This window comes from Cyanobacteria bacterium GSL.Bin1 (assembly GCA_009909085.1).
Classification (GTDB): Bacteria; Cyanobacteriota; Cyanobacteriia; order Cyanobacteriales; family Rubidibacteraceae; genus Halothece.
Genome location: JAAANX010000104.1, coordinates 1 through 19,596, shown reverse-complemented (window position 1 = coordinate 19,596; position 19,596 = coordinate 1). Strand labels below are relative to the sequence as shown.

18 protein-coding genes, 1 tRNA gene and 1 pseudogene are annotated in these 19,596 nt (G+C 44.0%); 11 read left to right on the top strand and 9 right to left on the bottom strand.

Features of this window, described 5'->3' with window-relative positions; all coding sequences use genetic code 11:
- Positions 1-102 precede the first annotated feature (102 nt).
- From GVY04_14135 to GVY04_14105, 7 genes are all read right to left on the bottom strand, one after another.
- A complete protein-coding gene (locus GVY04_14135) occupies positions 103-696 on the bottom strand; it encodes a septum formation inhibitor Maf (GenBank protein NBD17229.1) in 594 nt (197 codons plus the stop codon).
- Between the two features lie 5 nt (positions 697-701).
- Positions 702-1,250 carry a photosystem II oxygen evolving complex protein PsbP gene (locus tag GVY04_14130; GenBank protein ID NBD17228.1) on the bottom strand — a complete coding sequence of 183 codons (549 nt, stop codon included), beginning with the start codon at positions 1,248-1,250 and terminating at the stop codon, positions 702-704.
- Between the two features lie 50 nt (positions 1,251-1,300).
- Positions 1,301-1,807 carry a hypothetical protein gene (locus tag GVY04_14125; GenBank protein NBD17227.1) on the bottom strand — a complete coding sequence of 169 codons (507 nt, stop codon included), beginning with the start codon at positions 1,805-1,807 and terminating at the stop codon, positions 1,301-1,303.
- A 233-nt stretch (positions 1,808-2,040) separates the two neighbouring features.
- Complete coding sequence (locus GVY04_14120; GenBank protein NBD17226.1) at positions 2,041-2,679, bottom strand: methyltransferase domain-containing protein; 639 nt, start codon at positions 2,677-2,679, stop codon at positions 2,041-2,043.
- Between the two features lie 4 nt (positions 2,680-2,683).
- Positions 2,684-3,469, bottom strand: coding sequence for a WecB/TagA/CpsF family glycosyltransferase (locus tag GVY04_14115; protein NBD17225.1), 786 nt, complete (start codon positions 3,467-3,469; stop codon positions 2,684-2,686).
- Positions 3,441-5,783 carry a heavy metal translocating P-type ATPase gene (locus GVY04_14110; protein NBD17224.1) on the bottom strand — a complete coding sequence of 781 codons (2,343 nt, stop codon included), beginning with the start codon at positions 5,781-5,783 and terminating at the stop codon, positions 3,441-3,443. The genes GVY04_14115 and GVY04_14110 overlap by 29 nt, the downstream gene beginning before the upstream one ends.
- A gap of 422 nt (positions 5,784-6,205) precedes the next feature.
- On the bottom strand, positions 6,206-6,979 hold the full coding sequence (locus tag GVY04_14105; GenBank protein ID NBD17223.1) for a hypothetical protein: 774 nt from the start codon (positions 6,977-6,979) through the stop codon (positions 6,206-6,208).
- Between the two features lie 354 nt (positions 6,980-7,333).
- On the opposite strand from GVY04_14105, the gene GVY04_14100 reads away from it, so the two are divergent.
- The 3 genes from GVY04_14100 to GVY04_14090 all read left to right on the top strand — a co-directional run bounded on the left by GVY04_14100 (position 7,334) and on the right by GVY04_14090 (position 8,768).
- Positions 7,334-7,420 (top strand) — tRNA-Ser (locus tag GVY04_14100).
- A 91-nt stretch (positions 7,421-7,511) separates the two neighbouring features.
- Positions 7,512-8,186 (top strand): response regulator, encoded by a 675-nt coding sequence (locus tag GVY04_14095; protein ID NBD17222.1) that lies wholly within the window; start codon positions 7,512-7,514, stop codon positions 8,184-8,186.
- A 9-nt stretch (positions 8,187-8,195) separates the two neighbouring features.
- Entirely contained in the window at positions 8,196-8,768 is a 573-nt protein-coding gene (locus tag GVY04_14090; protein ID NBD17221.1) for a Uma2 family endonuclease, read from the top strand.
- A 5-nt stretch (positions 8,769-8,773) separates the two neighbouring features.
- Here GVY04_14090 and GVY04_14085 read toward each other — a convergent pair whose 3' ends face one another.
- A complete protein-coding gene (locus tag GVY04_14085) occupies positions 8,774-9,460 on the bottom strand; it encodes a response regulator (protein NBD17220.1) in 687 nt (228 codons plus the stop codon).
- A 134-nt stretch (positions 9,461-9,594) separates the two neighbouring features.
- Between GVY04_14085 and GVY04_14080 the strand changes: the two genes are divergently transcribed.
- Positions 9,595-10,584, top strand: a complete 990-nt coding sequence (locus GVY04_14080) for an adenosine kinase (protein NBD17219.1) — start codon at positions 9,595-9,597, stop codon at positions 10,582-10,584.
- Positions 10,585-10,632: 48 nt separating this feature from the next.
- Here the strand turns inward: GVY04_14080 and pstS are convergent, their stop codons facing one another.
- Positions 10,633-11,733, bottom strand: coding sequence for a phosphate ABC transporter substrate-binding protein PstS family protein (pstS, locus tag GVY04_14075; protein ID NBD17218.1), 1,101 nt, complete (start codon positions 11,731-11,733; stop codon positions 10,633-10,635).
- Between the two features lie 184 nt (positions 11,734-11,917).
- Between pstS and GVY04_14070 the strand changes: the two genes are divergently transcribed.
- From GVY04_14070 to GVY04_14040, 7 genes and pseudogenes are all read left to right on the top strand, one after another.
- Positions 11,918-13,456, top strand: a complete 1,539-nt coding sequence (locus GVY04_14070) for an AAA family ATPase (protein ID NBD17217.1) — start codon at positions 11,918-11,920, stop codon at positions 13,454-13,456.
- Between the two features lie 378 nt (positions 13,457-13,834).
- Entirely contained in the window at positions 13,835-14,083 is a 249-nt protein-coding gene (locus tag GVY04_14065; protein ID NBD17216.1) for a hypothetical protein, read from the top strand.
- A 25-nt stretch (positions 14,084-14,108) separates the two neighbouring features.
- Positions 14,109-14,588, top strand: a pseudogene (locus GVY04_14060) (DNA-binding protein).
- Between the two features lie 470 nt (positions 14,589-15,058).
- A complete protein-coding gene (gene map / locus GVY04_14055; GenBank protein NBD17215.1) occupies positions 15,059-15,928 on the top strand; it encodes a type I methionyl aminopeptidase in 870 nt (289 codons plus the stop codon).
- A 125-nt stretch (positions 15,929-16,053) separates the two neighbouring features.
- Positions 16,054-16,644 (top strand): biotin transporter BioY, encoded by a 591-nt coding sequence (locus tag GVY04_14050; protein ID NBD17214.1) that lies wholly within the window; start codon positions 16,054-16,056, stop codon positions 16,642-16,644.
- Positions 16,644-17,141: a lipoprotein signal peptidase gene (locus tag GVY04_14045; GenBank protein ID NBD17213.1), complete on the top strand. Its 498-nt coding sequence runs from the start codon at positions 16,644-16,646 to the stop codon at positions 17,139-17,141. Before GVY04_14050 ends, GVY04_14045 begins: the two co-directional genes overlap by 1 nt.
- Positions 17,134-19,371, top strand: coding sequence for a PBP1A family penicillin-binding protein (locus tag GVY04_14040; GenBank protein NBD17212.1), 2,238 nt, complete (start codon positions 17,134-17,136; stop codon positions 19,369-19,371). Before GVY04_14045 ends, GVY04_14040 begins: the two co-directional genes overlap by 8 nt.
- The last annotated feature ends 225 nt before the right edge of the window (positions 19,372-19,596 follow it).

Below are 19,596 nucleotides of genomic sequence, written 5' to 3'. Positions count from 1 at the left end.
ATATTCAGATATTAGCGAAACCTGATTGACCTGTCAAACGCCTCTCCGCCGAATGAGACGAGGATACGGCTTGTCCGGTTATCCCTGAATTAGTGGTTGAAATTATTTCTCCCATTCCCAAAAATCACTGATACCGTAGCCCAATTCTGTTAGCAGTTGTCTGAATAAAGGGAGGCTTAAGCCAATGACGTTGCTATGACAGCCTTCTATTTTTTCCACAAATAGCCCGCCACGACCTTCGAGGGCAAATCCGCCGGCACAGTTGAGGGGTTCTCCAGTTGCAACATAATCTGTAATGGCGCGATCACTGATCCAACTGAAGTGGACAGTGGTTAAGCCGTAACGCACGACAATTTGATCTTGTTTTTGATCAATAATGGTGTGACCGGTATAAAGTGATCCTGCTTTTCCTCGCATTTTTTGCCACAGCGCGATCGCAAGAGTTGCATTTTCAGGCTTCCCATAAATTTCACCCTCTACGACCAAAACCGAATCGCAACCTAAAATGAGGCTGTCTTGATAGTTTTGGGCAACTGTTTTGGCTTTACAAGTGGCAAGTTCTGTCACCAATGCGCTGGGTTCAGTGACTTGCACTTGTGATTCATCAAAGCCACTTTTGCAGACGACCGGTTCAATACCAGCACAACGAAGGAGACGTAAACGAGCGGGAGAAGCGGAAGCAAGAACCAACTGCATGATTGTTAATACACTTCAAACGAATCGGCAATGGTATTAAAGCGTTCGGAAAGACTTTCCCAACGATCTTGCGGTGTAGAAATACTGAATGTAAATAACTTACCGCGGCTAACGGCAACACTTGCCATATTGTGTCGTTGTCGATGATCAGGGAAGGTCACTTGGTATTCTAAAAGATAGTAAGTTTTTCCTTCTTTTTCCAGTTCGTCAGCACGAAGGAGTTCGCCTTTCCGTTCCGAATCTGGTGGCGCAATTGTATTTTTGAGACGTTGACCCACTTCTGACGGTGTTCCCAAATCTTCGAGTTTTCTCTCTTCCCCGACTTCGTTAATAACGACACTGACATTTTCCGTTTGTTCGACTAAGTCGCGAAAAACGACATCGACACCCGCAGTATTATTATCAACTTTTACTTCTTGCCAGCCGTTTGGGTACAGAAATTTGTATCCGGCGGTGCTATTCGTGTAGCCTTGCAGCCCGCTGGTAGCACTGGTACAGCCAAAAAGGGTAAAATTAGCGATTAAAAAAATTAGGGCAAGGGTTGCTCTGAACATGACTCTGAGTTGGTTTTGCAATCTAGTGTATTTTCCCATGTTTCGGCAACTTACTGGAACTCTTTTTGGCAGGTTGCCAGCATTCTTTCATCGTTGGTACTGATTTCTTCTAGGGGATGATATCCTTTTAGCGTCACTGGCACTTGGGTTTCTTCATTTTGACTGGCAAGTGGAGAAGTTGCTGAGAGCGCGATCGCGTAAGGATATTGGGTGTTATCGTAGGGATGATTAACTGTCATTTCTATTTCATTAGCGGTCATTGTTCCCTGGAAACAGCTAAATTCTGAATGAGGCATGTATAGTGCGCCGACCAAGCTGCTTCCACTCACTTCAAAAACAATGTATTCTTGTCCAATTTGATCCGGTTGTTGAGATTGCCCATAAAGATAGATCCCGTTCGGAAGCACCCTATTGTTGGCAGAATCACCTGCTTCCTTTTCTTTATTCTTTTGTGCAGAAAGGGTGGACATCGGCATGGTTACTAACACCAACATTACCAGTGCTGTCATTACAACTGGCGCCGGTTGCAACAATTGAGATAATAAAGTAAAATTCATCAATAATTTATTCCTGATTAATTTTTGTTTGTGCCAAATTTGGTAATTTTTATTCGCTTTGTCCGTTAATGAAAAGCGTTTTAGTTATTATTACTTCCATTATTACAAAAAAAAATTGAGGATGAATTCATTCAGAAGGATGAATACCGGAAACTCTGTTGTCCTCGACTTTAGCAACTGATCTAAAATTTACAATTTGTAAAAAAATAGGCTTAAAACGTCTTGACTTTTAATCAATTTTGTTTCTCTGGTTTTGTAAAAATTGTGAGTCCGACTGATCCCAGTAACCAATTATGATCAATAGCGGTAAAACCGATTTCTTTTCCCAACTTTTCGCGCTGGGAAAAACGATAGAAGCGAACTTTTCCCTTGCCCATTGCCCGTTCCACTTCCTCTTCCTCGCCTTCCCAAACAAAATCTACCAAATAATATTTTCCAGTCGGTTTGAGGGTGCGATAAACTTCCGATAAGACTTGTCTGGGTTGAGAATAATGCAAAAAACTAATTGTGTTAAAAACAGCATCAAATTGAGCAGTGGCAGTCGGTAAATGTGCGGCATCTCCTTCGATATAAATGAGACGAGGTGCGTAACGACGAGACTTTTGTCTGGCTTGGCGTAACATTTCCCCAGAGGCATCTAATCCTACACCATACAGTTGAGGAAAAGATTTGGCGAGTCGTTGCAATAAGCGTCCCGTGCCACACCCTAGATCTAAAACCCACGGTTTTTGGGGTAATTCCACATATTCTAGGAGTCTAAGATGAAGGGCTTGATAAAAAACTGATGGCAACAGTAAATCGTAAAACGGTGCCCACAGATTAAATAGTTGTCTTTTTTGAGCCCATTCTTCTTGATTGGTAAACCACCCCATATTTTTAACTTTTTTCCCGTTTGAATCCGATTAAAAAGACTGTCCAATATTGAATCAGTTGTAGGGTAAATAACAATAAAAATGTGGGATTATTAACGAGATATCGTCGCCACAGTCGCCTCGGTTCGGTTGCTAGACGATATAACCATTCTAAACCGAATGGCATTAACCAACGGGGCGCTTGTGAAGTTTCTTTACTGTGAAAGGCAAAAGCAGCCCCAACCCCAATCATCACTGCCTGAATTTTGCCGACTTGTTGTGCCATCCACTCCTCTTGTTTCGGACATCCCAAGGCAACAAAAACGATCGCGCTACCAGCCTCGTTAATGAGTTTAATCTCATTTTTTGCTTCTTGCGGCGTCAGGGGACGAAAAGGCGGGGCATGAGAACCGGCAATCATGAGGTCAGGATACCATTGCTTGAGATTCCTTTCTAGTTTCTCAAGCATCCGAGGCGTTGCACCGTAGAGATAAATGGGAACTTGCTCGTTTTGAGCGCGATCGCAGCAGGCTAACATTAAGTCTGGACCATAGACACGCTGCTGGTTTCTCATTCCCAGTAAGCGTAAGGCCCAGACTAAAGGCATCCCATCTGGGGTAACGAGGGCAGCTTTGTTGACAACAGTTTGATAGCTTTTTCGCCAGTGCGCCGTCATGACCACATGGACATTAGCCAGAATCACATAACAACTGACGTTTTGTTTGGCCCATGCCAGGATGGCTTCACAAGCTTCAGCATAACTAGTGCCGTGGATTTTGCTATTAATGACAGATCTCGCCCGTTGCCCCATCCTCAATTTTTTGTTGTTTAAGCAGCACAGAATTAGTGACTACTATAACCGAACTGAGTGCCATAAAGCCAGCAGCGATCGCGGGACTGAGTAAAATGTCATATTTGGGCAATAAAATCCCTGCCGCTAAGGGAATGGTAATCACGTTATACCCCAGTGCCCAGAAGAGGTTTTGACGAATTTTTTTCAAGGTGGCCAAACTCAACCGTACCGCAGTGATAACATCAGAAACGCGATCGCGCATGAGAACAATGGAAGCTGTTTCTAGGGCAACCTCTGTGCCTTGGGCAATGGCAATGCCGACATCTGCTTGGGCTAAGGCTGGGGCATCATTAATGCCATCGCCAACCATTCCAACTTGATGTCCTTTTTCTTGCAAGGTGGCAATGACTTGGGCTTTTTCCTCCGGATGGACTTGGGCAAGGACCTGATCTGTTGGAAGATCTAATTGTTGCGCGATCGCGCTGCCAACGCGCTCATTATCCCCAGTGAGCAGCATGACCTGAAAGCCCATTTTTTGCAGCTTAGAAACGGTTTCCACGGCATCGGGACGTAAACAATCCTTAAGAGCAATTAGTCCCGCTAAAGCGCCATTAATCGCGACATAAACCACGGTTTTCCCTTCCCTTTCTAACTGGTGAATTCGAGGCGCAATGGAATCTGGGATGGTAATTGCTTTACTTTGTAACCAACTGGCGTTACCAACCGCAACCGCTTGGCTTTCAATTGTTGCTGTCACACCTGATCCGGCTTGGGTTTCTTCCTCAGTTGCGGATAATAAGGCAATCCCTTTTTCGGTTGCTGCACTCACAATTGCACTGGCTAAAGGATGATGGGTTCCCGCTTCTGCGGATGCAGCAAACTGTAATAAGGTTTCTCGCTCAATATCGGGCGTGGCAACCACCAAATAATCCGTTACTTGCGGTTGTCCTTGCGTTAAGGTTCCTGTTTTATCAAAGACCAACGTATCTAAACGGTGAACCTTCTCTAAAACATCTCCTCCTTTCAACAATAAGCCCTGTTTAGCACCGATACCGGTTCCCACTAAGATAGCGGTGGGCGTTGCTAAGCCTAACGCACAAGGACACGCAATCACTAATACCGCAATCATCAGTTTGAGACTGAGTAGTAACGGACTGGTTTCCACGGTTACTTCTGTCCAAATATTCGTTCCTACCCCGTACCAGAAGAGGAAGGTTAAGGCAGCAACACTCATGACGCCATAAGCAAAATAGCCCGCTACTCGATCCGCTAATTTTTGCACCGGCGCTTTCCGCATCTGGGCATTTTCGACCGAAGCGATGATCTTGGCTAAAGTGGTATCTTGACCCACTTGCGTTGCTTTGAGGGTAATGACACCCGTTAAGTTGAGGGTTCCGGCTTTAACAACATCATTTTCTCCTTTAGCCACAGGAACCGATTCTCCCGTCAACATCGACTCATCAATGGTCGTTTCTCCCGTAACAATTTCCCCATCAACGGGAATTTTTTCCCCCGGAAGCACTCGCAACCATTGTCCCACTTGCACCGTTCGCACCGGCACTTCCATGCTTTTTGGCTCTTGCTGGGTCGTTTCCTTCACCAAGCGAGCTGTTTGGGGTTTTAGGGAAACCAGTGCGGAGAGAGCCGCCCCTGCTTCCCCACGCGCCCGTTGTTCTAAAGTTCGCCCCAGGAGAATAAACCCGAGTAACATCACCGGTTCATCAAAGAAACATTCCCATCCCAGTTGTGGGAATAGGAGGGCAACACAACTAGCAATGTAGGCGCTGAGGGTTCCTAAAGCAATTAAACTATTCATATTGGGAACGCGCTGCCATAAACCCTTCGCGCCATCAATAATGATTTCTCGTCCGGGTAAGAGTAGGGCGAGGGTTGCTAATCCCCAATGGAACCAGATATTGCTTAAAAGGGGAATCTCTAAGCCAGTGAAATGCTTGAGATGTCCGAGCCCCGATAAGAGGATTAGGATTGCTGCGATCGCGAGTTTTTGGAAATTTTCTCGATCCGCTTGTTGGCGTTTGGCTTCATAATTACCAGCAGCCTCATCTTCGTTCGTATCATGAAGCTGGGAGGGAAAGCCTTTTGCCGTTAATTGCGCGGCAATTTCATCGGGATCAACTTGATCTGGCTCATATTGGACAACTGCCGTGGCGGTGACAAGGTTGACTTGCGCTGCAATCACCCCGGCTCGCTGTTCAATTTGGCGTTCTACTGCACTGACACAGCCAGCACATTTCATCCCATTCACATCAAGGGTAATGGTTTCAGGCGTTTCGTGGCGAAGCTGAGGACTCGCTTGAGAAGAAACTTGCATAAGATTCAGTTTTAAAGACAAGTAAGCAAATCGGTACCAATTCTCCATTTTGACAAACTCTTACCCAAATAAACCAGGGATAATTAAGAATTATCAATTCTTGAGGTTTGCCATTTTTTTCTCCCAGGAGAAGTACACCTGACACAATCCGTTTTTGTTAAATTAAAAGCTGATAATTATAACAAGGAGCAAATAATAATGAAGAAAATTATCGGTTTAATAACCAAGCCTTTACGCCTTGCCGCCGGCTTACTCTTCATTCTTCTTGGAACAATTCCTACCGTTTTAGTCCCAGGAATTGGTTTATTTTTAGGTTTACCTTTTCTCCTAATTGGCGGTGCTTTAGTCTGTTGCTAGAACTGGAATTATCTGAACTCTGAGAGAGACAACAATTATCTTTCTCAGAGTTTTTTTTGAGCAATTTAGAATAAAAATCGCATCAGTAGTGAACCAACGCTTGTCAGTACCCGATTGAGACCACCGCCATTACCATTATTATTTTCTCGGGGTTGACTAGCAATTGCCATCGCTTTCATAAATTGTTGGGAAGCTTGGATGCCAGTTGCATTTTCCTGTTCCGTAAATAATTCGAGTGCCACTTCGCCATCTTGAGTCGCTCCAGTGTTATCTCCGAGACGAAAACGAGCAACTCCTCTTCCTAAATAGGCAGGAGCATATTCGCTATCCACACTAATCGCTAGATTACAATACTTCAAGGCTCCTTCATAATTTCCGGCTTCTGCTTCTGCCGCAGCAATGCGGTAAAATTGCTTGGCGGAGGTGGCAGTAGTGGGAACGCCAGTTGCACCCCGAATATAAGCCTTTTCTAGCGTTGTATTTTCCAGCTGAGCATTCTCTAAATAAGCGTTACGAAGATCGGTTTGATTGAGCGTGGCACCGGTGAGATTGGCTCCCGTTAAGTTTGCCCCATGTAACGATGCTCCAGTTAAGTCAGCTCCACTTAAGTCCGCCCCACTTAAATTGGCACGACTGAGGTTAGCATTAACCAAGTTTGCCCCTTGCAGTTGCGCCCCTGCTAGATCAGCCCTAACTAATCCAGCATTAATGAGGTTACAACGTTGGCAAGTTTGAGTCGATAACAGTCGATTGAGATCGGTCAGATTTTCTGCCAGTGCTACCGAAGGCGAGAGTAACACAGTTAGGAAAGTAGCGGTGGTAACAATACGCAAAGACATAAATTTATACGGGTGCAGACAACTATTCTCACAAGCGATAGTCGGGATTGTGCAAACTGGACCCACTGTGTCCCGTGATTAACCATACAATAGCACGGATAGCATCACGAAATATTTTGAGTCTTGGTTCTAGTTTTTGGCTATCTGAAATTGGAATTGGAGTGACAAAGATTCCGTGAAAGCCAAAAATGAGAGTGGCTAAAGTGCGCGATCGCGCCAGATGAAACTTAGATCGGTTCGTGTGAGTTTAGGCTACCGAAGTTTAGACAAGGAATTTTTTGCCTTTTCCACGTTAAAGCTTCACCCAGCCTTGAGTTGAACAATTACTGATGACAAGTTAGAATTGAGAAGCTTGGAGAGGTGGCAGAGCGGTTGATTGCGGCGGTCTCGAAAACCGCTAGGAGTTCAGGCTCCTCGAGGGTTCGAATCCCTCCCTCTCCGTTAAAAATGATGATTCAGAAGATTAAATTTTCAGACTTGAGTTCAGGACGTAAGATAGGATTAGCTATTACGATTTGCTTCTCCTGAAACAATGGCTGCTCGAATTTTAATCGTTGAAGATGAACTCAAGCTGGCTCAATTCATTGAGTTAGAACTTCAGTATGAAGGGTATGAGGTAACAACCGCTACGGATGGCTTTGACGGATTATCCCAAGCGCGGGAGTCCACACCGGATTTACTCATTTTAGACTGGATGCTACCAGGAATTTCTGGCTTAGAAATTTGTCGCCGCTTACGTCAAACCGGGAGTACCGTTCCGGTTATTTTATTAACGGCAAAAGACGAGATCAGCGATCGCGTAGAAGGGTTAGATGCAGGGGCAGATGATTATGTGGTCAAACCTTTTAGTATTGAAGAATTATTTGCCCGCGTTCGTGCCCATCTCCGCCGGACTCAAGAAGAAGAAACGGATGTCTTACAGTTTGGAGACCTCAAACTGAATACTAGTACAAGAGAAGTCTATCGCGGCGATCGCGCTATTGAATTAACTGCCAAAGAATTTGAACTCTTGCGCTATCTTCTTAACCATCCTCGACAAGTTTTAACCCGTGACCAAATCTTAGAACGAGTTTGGGGCTACGATTTCATGGGCGATTCTAATATCATTGAAGTGTATATTCGCTACTTAAGATTGAAACTCGAAGACCAAGGGGAACCCCGTTTAATTCAAACCGTGCGCGGTGTCGGTTATGTTTTGCGAGAATAAGTCCTGATCATGAATCCCATTACCCTCGATCTCCACTCAGTTCACTTTACAGAAGAACAGTTTTTTCAACTTTGTATTAACAATCCCCAGTTTCGGTTTGAAAAAAATGCGCAAGGAGAATTAATCGTAATGCCTCCCACTGGTGGAGAAACGGGAAATCGAAACGGGCGTATTATTCAACAACTCTTTAACTGGGCGGATCAAGATGGCACTGGAATTGCCTTCGATTCTTCCACTGGTTTTAAGCTACCCAATGGCGCAAATCGTTCTCCTGACGCGTCGTGGATCTCCCTTCACCGTTGGCAACAATTAACCAGAGACGAACAAGAAAAATTTGTTCCCCTTTGCCCCGATTTTGTCATTGAACTTCCTTCCCCTAACGATAGTTTGTTGAGACTGCAAAGTAAAATGGCAGAGTATCTTGAAAATGGGACGAGGTTAGGTTGGCTGATCAATCGCGAGGATCAGCAAGTCGAAATTTATCGTCAACAACAAGCTGTCGAAATTCTGAACGGTCCTGATTTTCTATCTGGGGAACCGATTTTACCGGGTTTCCAGCTAGACTTGCGCGTTATTTGGTAAACCCATTATCCTTCTGCTATTTCTCCGAAGCGGTAGCCTTTTCCATAAACCGTATGAATTAAAGTGGTCTCACCCGGAACTTCAATTTTGCGCCGTAACAACCGGACTAAAGCCGCTAAAACATTACTACTTGGTGTGCTATCTTCACCCCAAAGATGCTGATAAATTTGCTGATGGGTTAACAATTGTTGGGGAAATTGCATGAAATAGTGTAAGAGTTTCGCTTCTTTTTCTGAAAGTTCAATGGTTCTGCCATTGCGATACGCCAGTTGGTTCTCAGGGTCAAATTCCAAATCTGCAACTTTTAGACGCGAACTTGCAGGGATTTCACAAGCCGAACGCCGGATTAACGCGCGGACTCTCGCTAAAAATTCTCTCAATTCAAAGGGTTTAACAATATAGTCATCTGCACCCACATCTAAACCCGCGACGCGATCATCCACCGTATCTTTTGCCGTTAAAAATAAAACAGGGGTTTGATCCCCGCGCGATCGCAGCGATCGACATAACTCTAACCCTGATTTTTCCGGCATTAACCAGTCTAGAATTAACAAATTATAATTATTTTTGGCTGCTAACTCTTCTCCCACCACCCCATTATTCGCCACATCTACTTGATACCCTTCTTGTGTCAAAACCCGCGAAAGAGGGTTGGTTAATTCTCGTTCATCATCAACTAGTAAAATGTGCATGATCCGTTAACTCGGTACAGTAGGTGATAAGATAGCAAGGTTGCAGCCCATAACTGCAAATCAGAGATGACACCTTCCTGTATTGAAGGAGCCTACTCTGACTGTTTGACAAATCATATAAGGAGAGAAAGTGTATGGCTAAATATAACGTCTATGGTATGGGAAACGCATTATTAGACATTGAATTTAAAGTCACGCCCGATCTCCTGCAAAATCTGGGGATTGATAAAGGGGTGATGACCCTCATTGAAGCTGATCGTCAACAAGCGTTGATCAATGAACTCCAAAACTACATGGGCAAAAAAAGTGGGGGTGGATCCGCTGCGAACACAATGTTCGCCATTAGTCAGTTTGGTGGAAAGTGTTTCTATTCCTGTAAAGTGGCTAATGATGAAATGGGACAGTCCTATTTACAAGATTTAGTTGATTGTGGTATTGAAACCAATTTACAACATCATGACCACGAACCGGGAATCACGGGACAGTGTCTCGTATTTGTCACCCCTGATGCGGACCGGACGATGAATACTCACCTCGGGATTTCCGCACAATTTTCTGAAAAAGAGTTAGTGCCCAGCGCGATCAAAGATTCAGAATATCTGTATATTGAAGGATATTTAGTTGCCGATCCCAATGGCAAGAGTGCAGCGATTAAAGCCCGAGAAACTGCTCAAAGTGCAGGAAATCAAGTTGCTCTCTCCCTATCTGACCTCAATATGGCAAAATTCTTCAAAGAAGGCTTTCTCGAAATCATTGGTGATGGCATTGATTTAATTTTCTCCAATGAAACGGAAGCGCTTACAATGGGACAAACCGAAGACTTAGCTGAGGCAGCAGACTACTTGAAAACCCTCAGTAAAGGCTTTGTCATCACTCGCGGTGCCAAAGGTTCCTTAGTCTATGATGGTGAGAATTTATTAGAAATTGCGCCGAATGCAGTGAAGGCAGTTGATACCGTTGGCGCAGGGGATATGTTTGCCGGTGCTTTTCTTTACGGTCTCACTCACGGCATGAATCATGCTGATGCCGGTAAACTCGCTTCCGCTGCTTCAGCACGCTTGGTCACCAGCTATGGTCCTCGTTTAGAACCGCAAGAAGCCAAGGCAGTCCTTGCTCAAGTCTAAATTAGATAAGGCGAGTCACCCCCAGCGTAACTGGGGGTCTACCATTAATCATTCATTAGATTGGTCTTCAACAGTGGATTCGGTTTCTTTTTGCAGTAGGTCTTCCATCTTGAAATTAATTGGCGTTTTCCCTGCAAAAACAGTTCCGGTTTGTTTATTTTCCATTCGTTTCAGGGCTAAATTATAAATTTCATCGGGAAGCGGAATCGAACCCACAATCTTCACAGAAGGACGCCCCTGGGTTAAATAATATTCGAGAAATTCTTGCAGTTCAGATTTATTCTCCAGAGAATTGGCATTAACATAAATTAATAATGGACGTGATAACGGTTGATATTCCCCACTCCGCACCGTCTCGCGCGAAGGCATTACGGGTCCAGACCCATTATCAATGGCAAGGGCTTTCAGTTCTTTTTGGTTTTCTTCGTAATAGGAATAGCCAAAATATCCCAACGCGTAAGTATCTTCACTCACGCCGCGGACAATTAACATATCGTCTTCACTATCAATATAATCCTGGCGACTCGCTTCAGCTTCGCCAACAATGGCTTCTGTAAAATAATCAAAGGTTCCTGAATCGGCCCCTGGACCATATAAATTGAGCGGACGGCGGGGCCATTGGGAATTCACTTCATTCCACTGCATGAGGGTATTTTCAGCACTGGGTTCCCAAATTTTAGCCAAGTCTTCTGTTGTCATTTCACTCACCCAATCGTTCTCTGGATGAACCACAACCGTTAGGGCATCATAAGCCACGGGTAGCTCAATATATTTCACGCCATTTTCTTCACAGGTTGTCATTTCTTCCGTATTAATGGGGCGTGAAGCGTTATTAATATCTGTTTCTCCGGCACAAAATCGACGAAAGCCACCACCAGTTCCAGAAACATTGACTCTGATTTGAGGTTGATTTGAAGAAATGAGTTGGTATTCTTGGGCAATTTCATTCGTAATCGGATATACCGTACTTGAACCATCAATTTCAATCATTGTTGGGGAAGCATCAGTTGCAGACTCTTCGGCTGTAGACTCCTCGGTTGCAGACTCCTCCGCATTTGGAGAAGCGCACCCCCCAGCTAAAGTTATGATCCCTAAAAAAAGAACCAGTGATTGAGTAAGTTTTATCATGTATCCTTGCTCATTAAACATTTGCTTCTTTCCTAAATTCGGTTAGTAAAAAAATTATATTTCAGAAAAATTAGTACATAGAAGTTATCTCTGAAGTTTATAACTAAATTTTACAAGTGTTTCGCAATACATATTGTTTAAACTTTTCATAAACTGGTTTTAATCTTGTTATGATCAAAAGTGTAGACAATAATAAATCAAGATCATGTTTAGCTATGATGCTTTAGTACAGCAAATGGGTTACCCTGATTTTTATCCTCATTTGACTGATAATTCAATTCAACAATTACAAACTCACATTTCCTATATTTTTTTGACGGGGGAGTATGCTTATAAACTAAAAAAACCAGTTGATTTAGGTTTTTTAGACTTTTCTACATTTGAGAAGCGACGGTATTATTGTCAGCAAGAATTAGCTTTAAACCAACCGATCGCGCCCGATATTTATCTTGATGTTTTGCCCATCACACAACAGAAAAATACCCTAGAAATTAACGGTCAAGGTGAGGTTGTGGAATATGTTTTAAAAATGCGTCAATTTCCACAATCCGCGCTTCTCAGTGTGATGCAAAAAGAAGGTCAATTATCGGAGTTTTTGATCACAAAATTAGGAAAACGGGTGGCAACGTTTCACGAACAAACCAAAACGGATGATTATATTCGTCAATTTGGCAAACCGGAAATGATTGCCCAAGCAATTAACAATAACTACCAACAGACCGAAAAGTATATTGGAATCACCCAAACGGAACAACAGTTTCGGGAAACCAAAGCGTTTACGGATCGCTTTTTAGAAACCCAGCAGCCTCTATTCCAAGCCAGAATCGATCAAGGTTTCATTCGGGAATGCCACGGGGATTTACACCTGAAAAATATTTGTTGGTGGCAAGATAAAGTGCAGCTGTTTGATCGCATTGAATTTAATGAACCGTTTCGTTTTGTCGATGTTATGTATGATGTGGCGTTTACAGTGATGGATCTCCAATTTAGAGGTTGTCCGGAGTTTGCTACTGTTTTTCTTAACCATTATTTAGAACAGACGGGCGACTGGGAAGGAGTACAAGTTTTGCCCCTTTATCTCACTCGACAAGCTTATGTCCGCGCCAAAGTCAATTCTTTGATGTTCGAGGATCCTCATGTCAGTGCGGAAGAAAAACAACACGCCAGGGAACAAGCGAGCAAGTATTATCACTTAGCGTGGCAATATACCCAACCGCAAGCGGGGCGTTTGTGGATGATGTCAGGGTTATCCGGTTCCGGGAAAACGACGATCGCGCGACAAATGGCAAAACAACATCAAGCGATTCATTTACGGTCAGATGCAGTGCGCAAACATCTGGCAGGAATTGCTGTGGATGAAACTGGAAGTGACGACATTTATACCGCAGAAATGACGCAAAAAACTTATGATCGCCTTTTAAAATTGGGGGTCTTATTAGCCTCACAAGGCTGGTCAGTGATTTTAGATGCCAAATATGACCAACAAGACTTAAGAAAAGCTGTGATTGCTCAAGCCCAAAAGCACCATTTACCCTTGCAGATTGTCTATTGTGATGCCCCCATGGCGGTATTGCGCGATCGCCTTACCCACCGAGAAGGGGATATTTCTGATGCCACGGCTAATTTATTAGCTAAACAACAAGCAAATGCTGACCCGTTTAATGAAAGGGAACAAGCTTACCTGGTTACTCTTGATACAACTCAAGATTGGAATCAACTTTCTGAAACGCTTGCCAAACTTTAGAAGAAGCGTGTCATTAGTCATTGGTTATTTGGACAATCAGGAAAGGGGAGTCAGCAATTGCTTATCCCATGAAATTTACCCCATGAAAGTTAAAAGGGCGTTGCTGATCTGAGCTATGAACTAGAATAAGCGAAGGAAAAATTGAGCGCCGTGTAAAGTAATGCAGTGTCGAGAGTGCCAATCCGAACACATTCGTAAAAATGGAATTAACAAGCAGGGGAAATTTAACTCGCTTGGAAGCTACACCAAAAGCTATAACTCAAGAATTCTCTAGCTTCTGGCGATTTAATTGCGACTAAGTTTAAGATCAATCTTTAGGTTGTCACTTGACAACCATTAGTCGCCAGAGATAAACTTTTAATAGTTAAACAGGCGGTTATGGGAAAAAAGCATCCTAACCCTGATATTAGAGCTGCAATCCAGCACGCAGAAGAAAACGGTTGGCGCATAAAAATTGGAGGAGCTCACGCATGGGGAAAATTATATTGCCCATATAACAGTGAAGACTGTCGCTGTGGAGAATTCTGTATCATGAGTATTCACAGTACGCCCAGAAATCCTACCAATCATGCCAAACAAATTCGTCGAGTTGTTGATAAATGTATCTTCAATAATCAATCGCCATAGATGCTTTTAGAAGAGGATAAAGATAATGAAGGAATATGATTTCACACTGACATTCACCCTCCCTAACTTGAAAGATTTCGATCAATATGTGGAAGCCCTTTATGGGGGGAATTGCGACGATGCTTTAATCGGAGTCGGTGAAAAAGGAAGCATAGCACTCAACTTTATCCGTGAAGCAGAAACCGCCTATAAAGCGATTCATAGTGCAATTAATGATGTGCGAATGGTAATTCCCCAAGCGATTTTTTCGGAAGCAAAACCTGATTTAGTGGGAATTAGCGATATTGCTGAATTAATCGGCTGTACTCGACAAAATGTTAGGAAGCTCTTTAAAAAGGATGCTTCCTCACCCTCTCCGTACTACAGCAATTCTCTTTGTCTTTGGCATTTAGCCGATGTCTTGTTTTGGTTACGTGATTATAAATCCTATGGGATTGATGAATGTTTGCTGGAAGTATCGGAAGTAAATATGAAGCTAAACATTTCCGCAAATCACTTCAAGATTAACAGCAATACATCAAGAAACCGAGAAATTCAAGCATTAGCTAAATTTGCAGTAGATGGTAAATCTACCAGTTTAGATAACTCAGAAATGTTGTCTGCTATTTAAACCATAGGGCCAGCCCTTTCAAGGTATTGCTATTTTTCCAACCAGGAAACATCAATCTGAAAGCTTACACGGGAAAGGATTCGAGGTTTAATGCTTGCCTTTTTGTGAATTTTACCTCGTCGTTCAATTTTTCCTCAGAAAAAGAAACCGCGATGTGGCTCCGCTACCGTCCGAAGGACATCGCGCAACTAGACAAGCTTTCAAAAAATTGGGCGTTGCTGAATTAAGATATGAAACGATATGGGACAGAGAGATCGTCCCATTTAAGATAATGAACGGAAGGCGTAATCTTTGACCCATTTCAGATTAAATTGTTCGCCGATTATAATAGTTTAGTTGTGTCCTAATTAACCAATCGCCAATTTATGAACTTCCTCACCCAACTGCTTTCTCCCAGAACATCTCAAGGGCAAACAACAACATCTCGTCAAAGAAAACGTCATCGAGGCATTGAAATTAAAAACGCTCAAGAAATTGAGTTCATGCGCGAGTCGGGGAGAATTGTAGCGACGGTATTGCAGGAGATTTCACAAATTGCAGAATCGGGAATGACCACAGCGGACTTAGATGCCTATGCCGAAAAACGGATTCGAGAAATGGGTGCGACACCTAGCTTTAAAGGGTATCATGGCTTTCCTGGTTCCATTTGCGTGTGTTTGAATAATGAAGTAGTGCATGGCATTCCCAGTCCCAAAAAGGTCATTCGCAATGGCGATCTTTTAAAAGTCGATACCGGGGCCTATAAAAATGGATTTCATGGCGATTCCTGTATTACCATTGCCATTGGTCAAGTCAAGCCGAAAGCCCTTGAGTTGATGGAAATTGCCGAAAACGCCCTGTATGAAGGGATCAAACAGGTGCAGGAAGGAACCCAATTGTTAGAAATTGCCGGTGCGATTGAGGACTATGTGACCCGTCGAGGCTATAGCGTCGTAGAAAATTTTACCGGTCATGGGGTGGGGCGTAATCTCCATGAAGCACCAGCAGTGTTTAATACGCGCACCTCACAACTGCCCAATGTGAAGTTAAAAGCAGGGATGGTGCTTGCCATTGAGCCGATTGTCAATGCTGGCTCAAAATTTACCCGCACCTTGCGCGATCGCTGGACAGTAGTGACAATAGATAACTCCCTCTCCGCACAATTTGAGCATACCGTTCTTGTCACCGTAGAGGGTTATGAAATTCTCACTGATCGGACCCAAAACAGCATTTTGTCTGCTGACTCGCAAGAGTAAATGTTAAGGAGATGATAGAGTAAAGTTTTGAAAGTGAATACTAATCATGCAACCTGATCAGTGAGCAGTTAATCGTCAATGAATTCATGGTTACTGTTGGCTGGTCACTCTTTAGAGGATGGGCTGTGTCGTCTCCAAGCAATGAACTACTCTGGGCAATAATTGGTTTGATTTTGACGATTGGCGGAACGTTTGTTGAAGCCTTCATGACGAATTTTCCCTGGTCTTGGACCCAACAAGGCATTCAGATCCATTCTTTGGGTATAACCTATCAAATTGGTGCTGTTTTATTGACGGGTTGTCTGGGTGGAAAACGGGCAGGGGCATTTTCACAATTGGCTTATGTCACCATGGGCTTATTCTGGCAACCGGTTTTCTCAAATGGAGGAGGCCTTGAGTATCTACTGGAACCAACATTTGGCTATATTCTTGGCTTTATCCCCGGTGCTTGGTTTTGTGGCGTTTTGGCATTTCGTAGAGACAAACAACTGGAATGGTTAGCAATGAGTTGTTTGTTCGGGTTAGCGATTATTCATAGCTTTGGGATTGTGTATTTAGTGGGATTGCATTATGTCAAGTTATTCATTTTAGATGCACCGCTTCTTTTATGGCCAACAATTGCCCAATATTCTTGGCAACCTTTGGGAGGACAGTTAGTTTTAGTTTGTGCCGTCGCTGTTTTGGCATCTGGTTTACGCAATATTCTGTTTTATTAATGAAGAAAAATCGCTTATTTTGGCTCGTTGCAATTATTGGCTTCCTACTCGATCAGGCAACAAAATTAATTGTTGTTGAGTCCTTTGTTGAAATTGGAAAAACGATCGCGCTGTGGCAAGATGTCTTTCATTTAACCTATGTCATTAATCGGGGAGCAGCGTTTAGTCTCTTTGCCGAGAACGGGTCATGGCTCCGTTGGTTATCGCTGGCGGTTACCATTGGCTTGATGATTTATGCTTGGCTGAGTCCACGCTTACCGAAATTAGAACAACTGGGGTATGGTTTTGTCTTAGCCGGGGCTGCCGGTAATGGGTTAGATCGATTTTTATTTGGTTATGTGGTAGATTTTTTAGATTTTCGGTTAATTCAATTTCCCGTATTTAATCTTGCTGATATCTGGATTAATATCGGAATTTTCTGTTTAATTTTGATTAATTTGCCAGTTTTCCAACGTTCTCATCGCCCAAGAAATGGAGAACCCAATAACAATGAATAAGCCTAAACAATCAGAACCGGATCCGGCAGCAACTGTTAGTCAATGGGTGACCCAAGCGATCCAAACCGTACAAGCACAAGCCCTCACCTTAAAACCTGGTGCCAACGTTCCCGAATTACGGATTAAAAATGGGAGAAAACAAAAGATTACCAAACATCCCCTCATCGGTGATCGCTATCTTTTAGGACGGAGTTCCCGCAGTTGCGACATCGTCATCCGCAACTCGTTGATTTCGCAAGTGCATCTTTCCATTAATCGGACACCGGCAGGTGGTTATGCGATTAAAGATGAAGGCTCACTGAACGGAATTTATATCGGCAAACGCAAACAATCTTCTTTTTCCCTCCGCCACGGGGATCGCTTTACCCTCGGTCCCCCTGATGTCGCGGATGCCGTTGAAATTAGGTATCATTATCCCCCACCGCGAGTATTGAAAGGAATTTCCACTGTTCTTTATGGTGTGGGGGGAGTCGTCCTTCTGTTCGCTGTGATTGTTGGCTTGGAATGGACAAAATTTTCTGTGCAACCCCTTCCCGTTGGGGTCCAAGGTCCTGTTGTCGTCTATTCTCGAGATGGACAAACCCCCTTACGTCCCTTGCAAAGTGGCACCCATCGCGAATTAAAACAATTATCTGACTTTTCCCCTTATCTCCCAGATGCGGTAATTGCCTCAGAAGATACACGCTTTTATTGGCATTTCGGGGTTGATCCCATTGGGATCTTACGGGCGCTGATGGTTAATCTCACGGCTTCTGATATCCGTCAAGGGGCAAGTACCATTACCCAACAGTTAGCCCGCAGTCTCTATCCCGAGTATGTGGGACGAGAAAATACCGCCAAACGGAAAATCCAGGAAATGATCGTTGCTCTGAAGTTGGAGACCTTTTACAGCAAAGATCGCCTATTGCTGACCTATTTGAATCGAGTGTATTTAGGGGTGGGGAGTTACGGGTTTGAAGATGCGGCCCAGTTTTACTTCAACAAATCGGCGAGTGATTTGAATTTGTCAGAATCGGCTACTTTAGTCGCAATTTTGCCAGCTCCCAATGCCTATAATCCGGTGCGAGATTATGAAACAGCAGTGCAATTGCGCGATCGCGTGATTAATCGGATGGCAAAACTCGGTATGGTCACAGCAGAAGAAGCCCAACGAGCCCGTCGTTCTCGCATTGAAGTGAGCCCAAAAGCCAAGCAAAACTTTTCTCAAATTCGTGCTCCCTATTTCTATAACCATGTTCTCCTCGAATTAGAAGAATTACTCGGATCAGAACTCGCCGCCGAAGGAAATTTTATTGTCGAAACTGCCGTTGACCTAAACTTACAACAACAAGCAGAAGCGAGCCTCCGCGAGAATATTAATAATCAGGGGACTGATTATGGGTACCAACAAGGGGCAATGGTGACGCTAGACAGTACCACCGGTGCCATTCGAGCGTTAGTGGGAGGGAAAAGTTACACCGAAAGCCAGTTCAATCGAGTAACCCAAGCCCAACGTCAACCCGGTTCCACATTTAAAGTCTTTGCCTATGCTGCTGCCCTAGAACAAGGCATTTCTCGCCGCTATCCTTGTTCTCCTTTCACCTGGAAAGGACAGCGCTACCGCGGTTGTGAACGGAGTGCCGGTGAAATTAGTCTCGCGCGGGGACTGGCTCAATCGGAAAATGTTGTCGCGTTGCGGGTGGCGCGAGATGTGGGATTAAATCAAGTGGTGCAAATGGCAGAACGCCTCGGAATTAATTCCACTTTAAATCCTGTGCCCGGTTTGGTTCTCGGGCAAAGCGAAGTAAATCTTTTGGAGATTACCGGGGCTTATACGGTGTTTGCCAATAATGGCGTGAAGAATCCTCCTCACGGTATTACACGAATTTTTGATGGGGGTGATTGTCCTGATCCCGATGATTATGAAACCTGTCGGGTGATTTATGATTATGAAACGGATGGGGGGCGCGATCAAAGTGTCTTTGCCCCTCGCCTTGCCCAAACTATGACCCAATGGTTACAAGGGGTTGTTCAACAAGGAACCGGACGCGCTGCTAGTATTGGTTATGGTGCTGCCGGAAAAACAGGAACCACCGATGATGCTGTGGATTTATGGTTTATTGGCTATGTTCCTCGACAAAATTTAACCACTGGCGTTTGGTTAGGAAATGATCAACCTTCTCCGACTCAAGGCAGTAGCACTCAAGCCGCCCAACTCTGGGGCAGCTATATGCGAGCTGTCTTACCGTAAACCGGTCTCAGAGGAATCTCGCCATCAATCTTGAAGATTAAGCAGCAACATGTGCTGCTAACCCTGCTTTTTTGTAGGATAGATGGAGAGGCTCTCCCCAAAGTGGGTAGTTGCGTTTGGTGATGGAGAAACAATATCGACCCTGTTAATGCACAGATCGACTTCTTTAGTGACGGAGTTATTGGGACAACTGCCGCACTTGCGAACCCAAATTTATTTCAAATC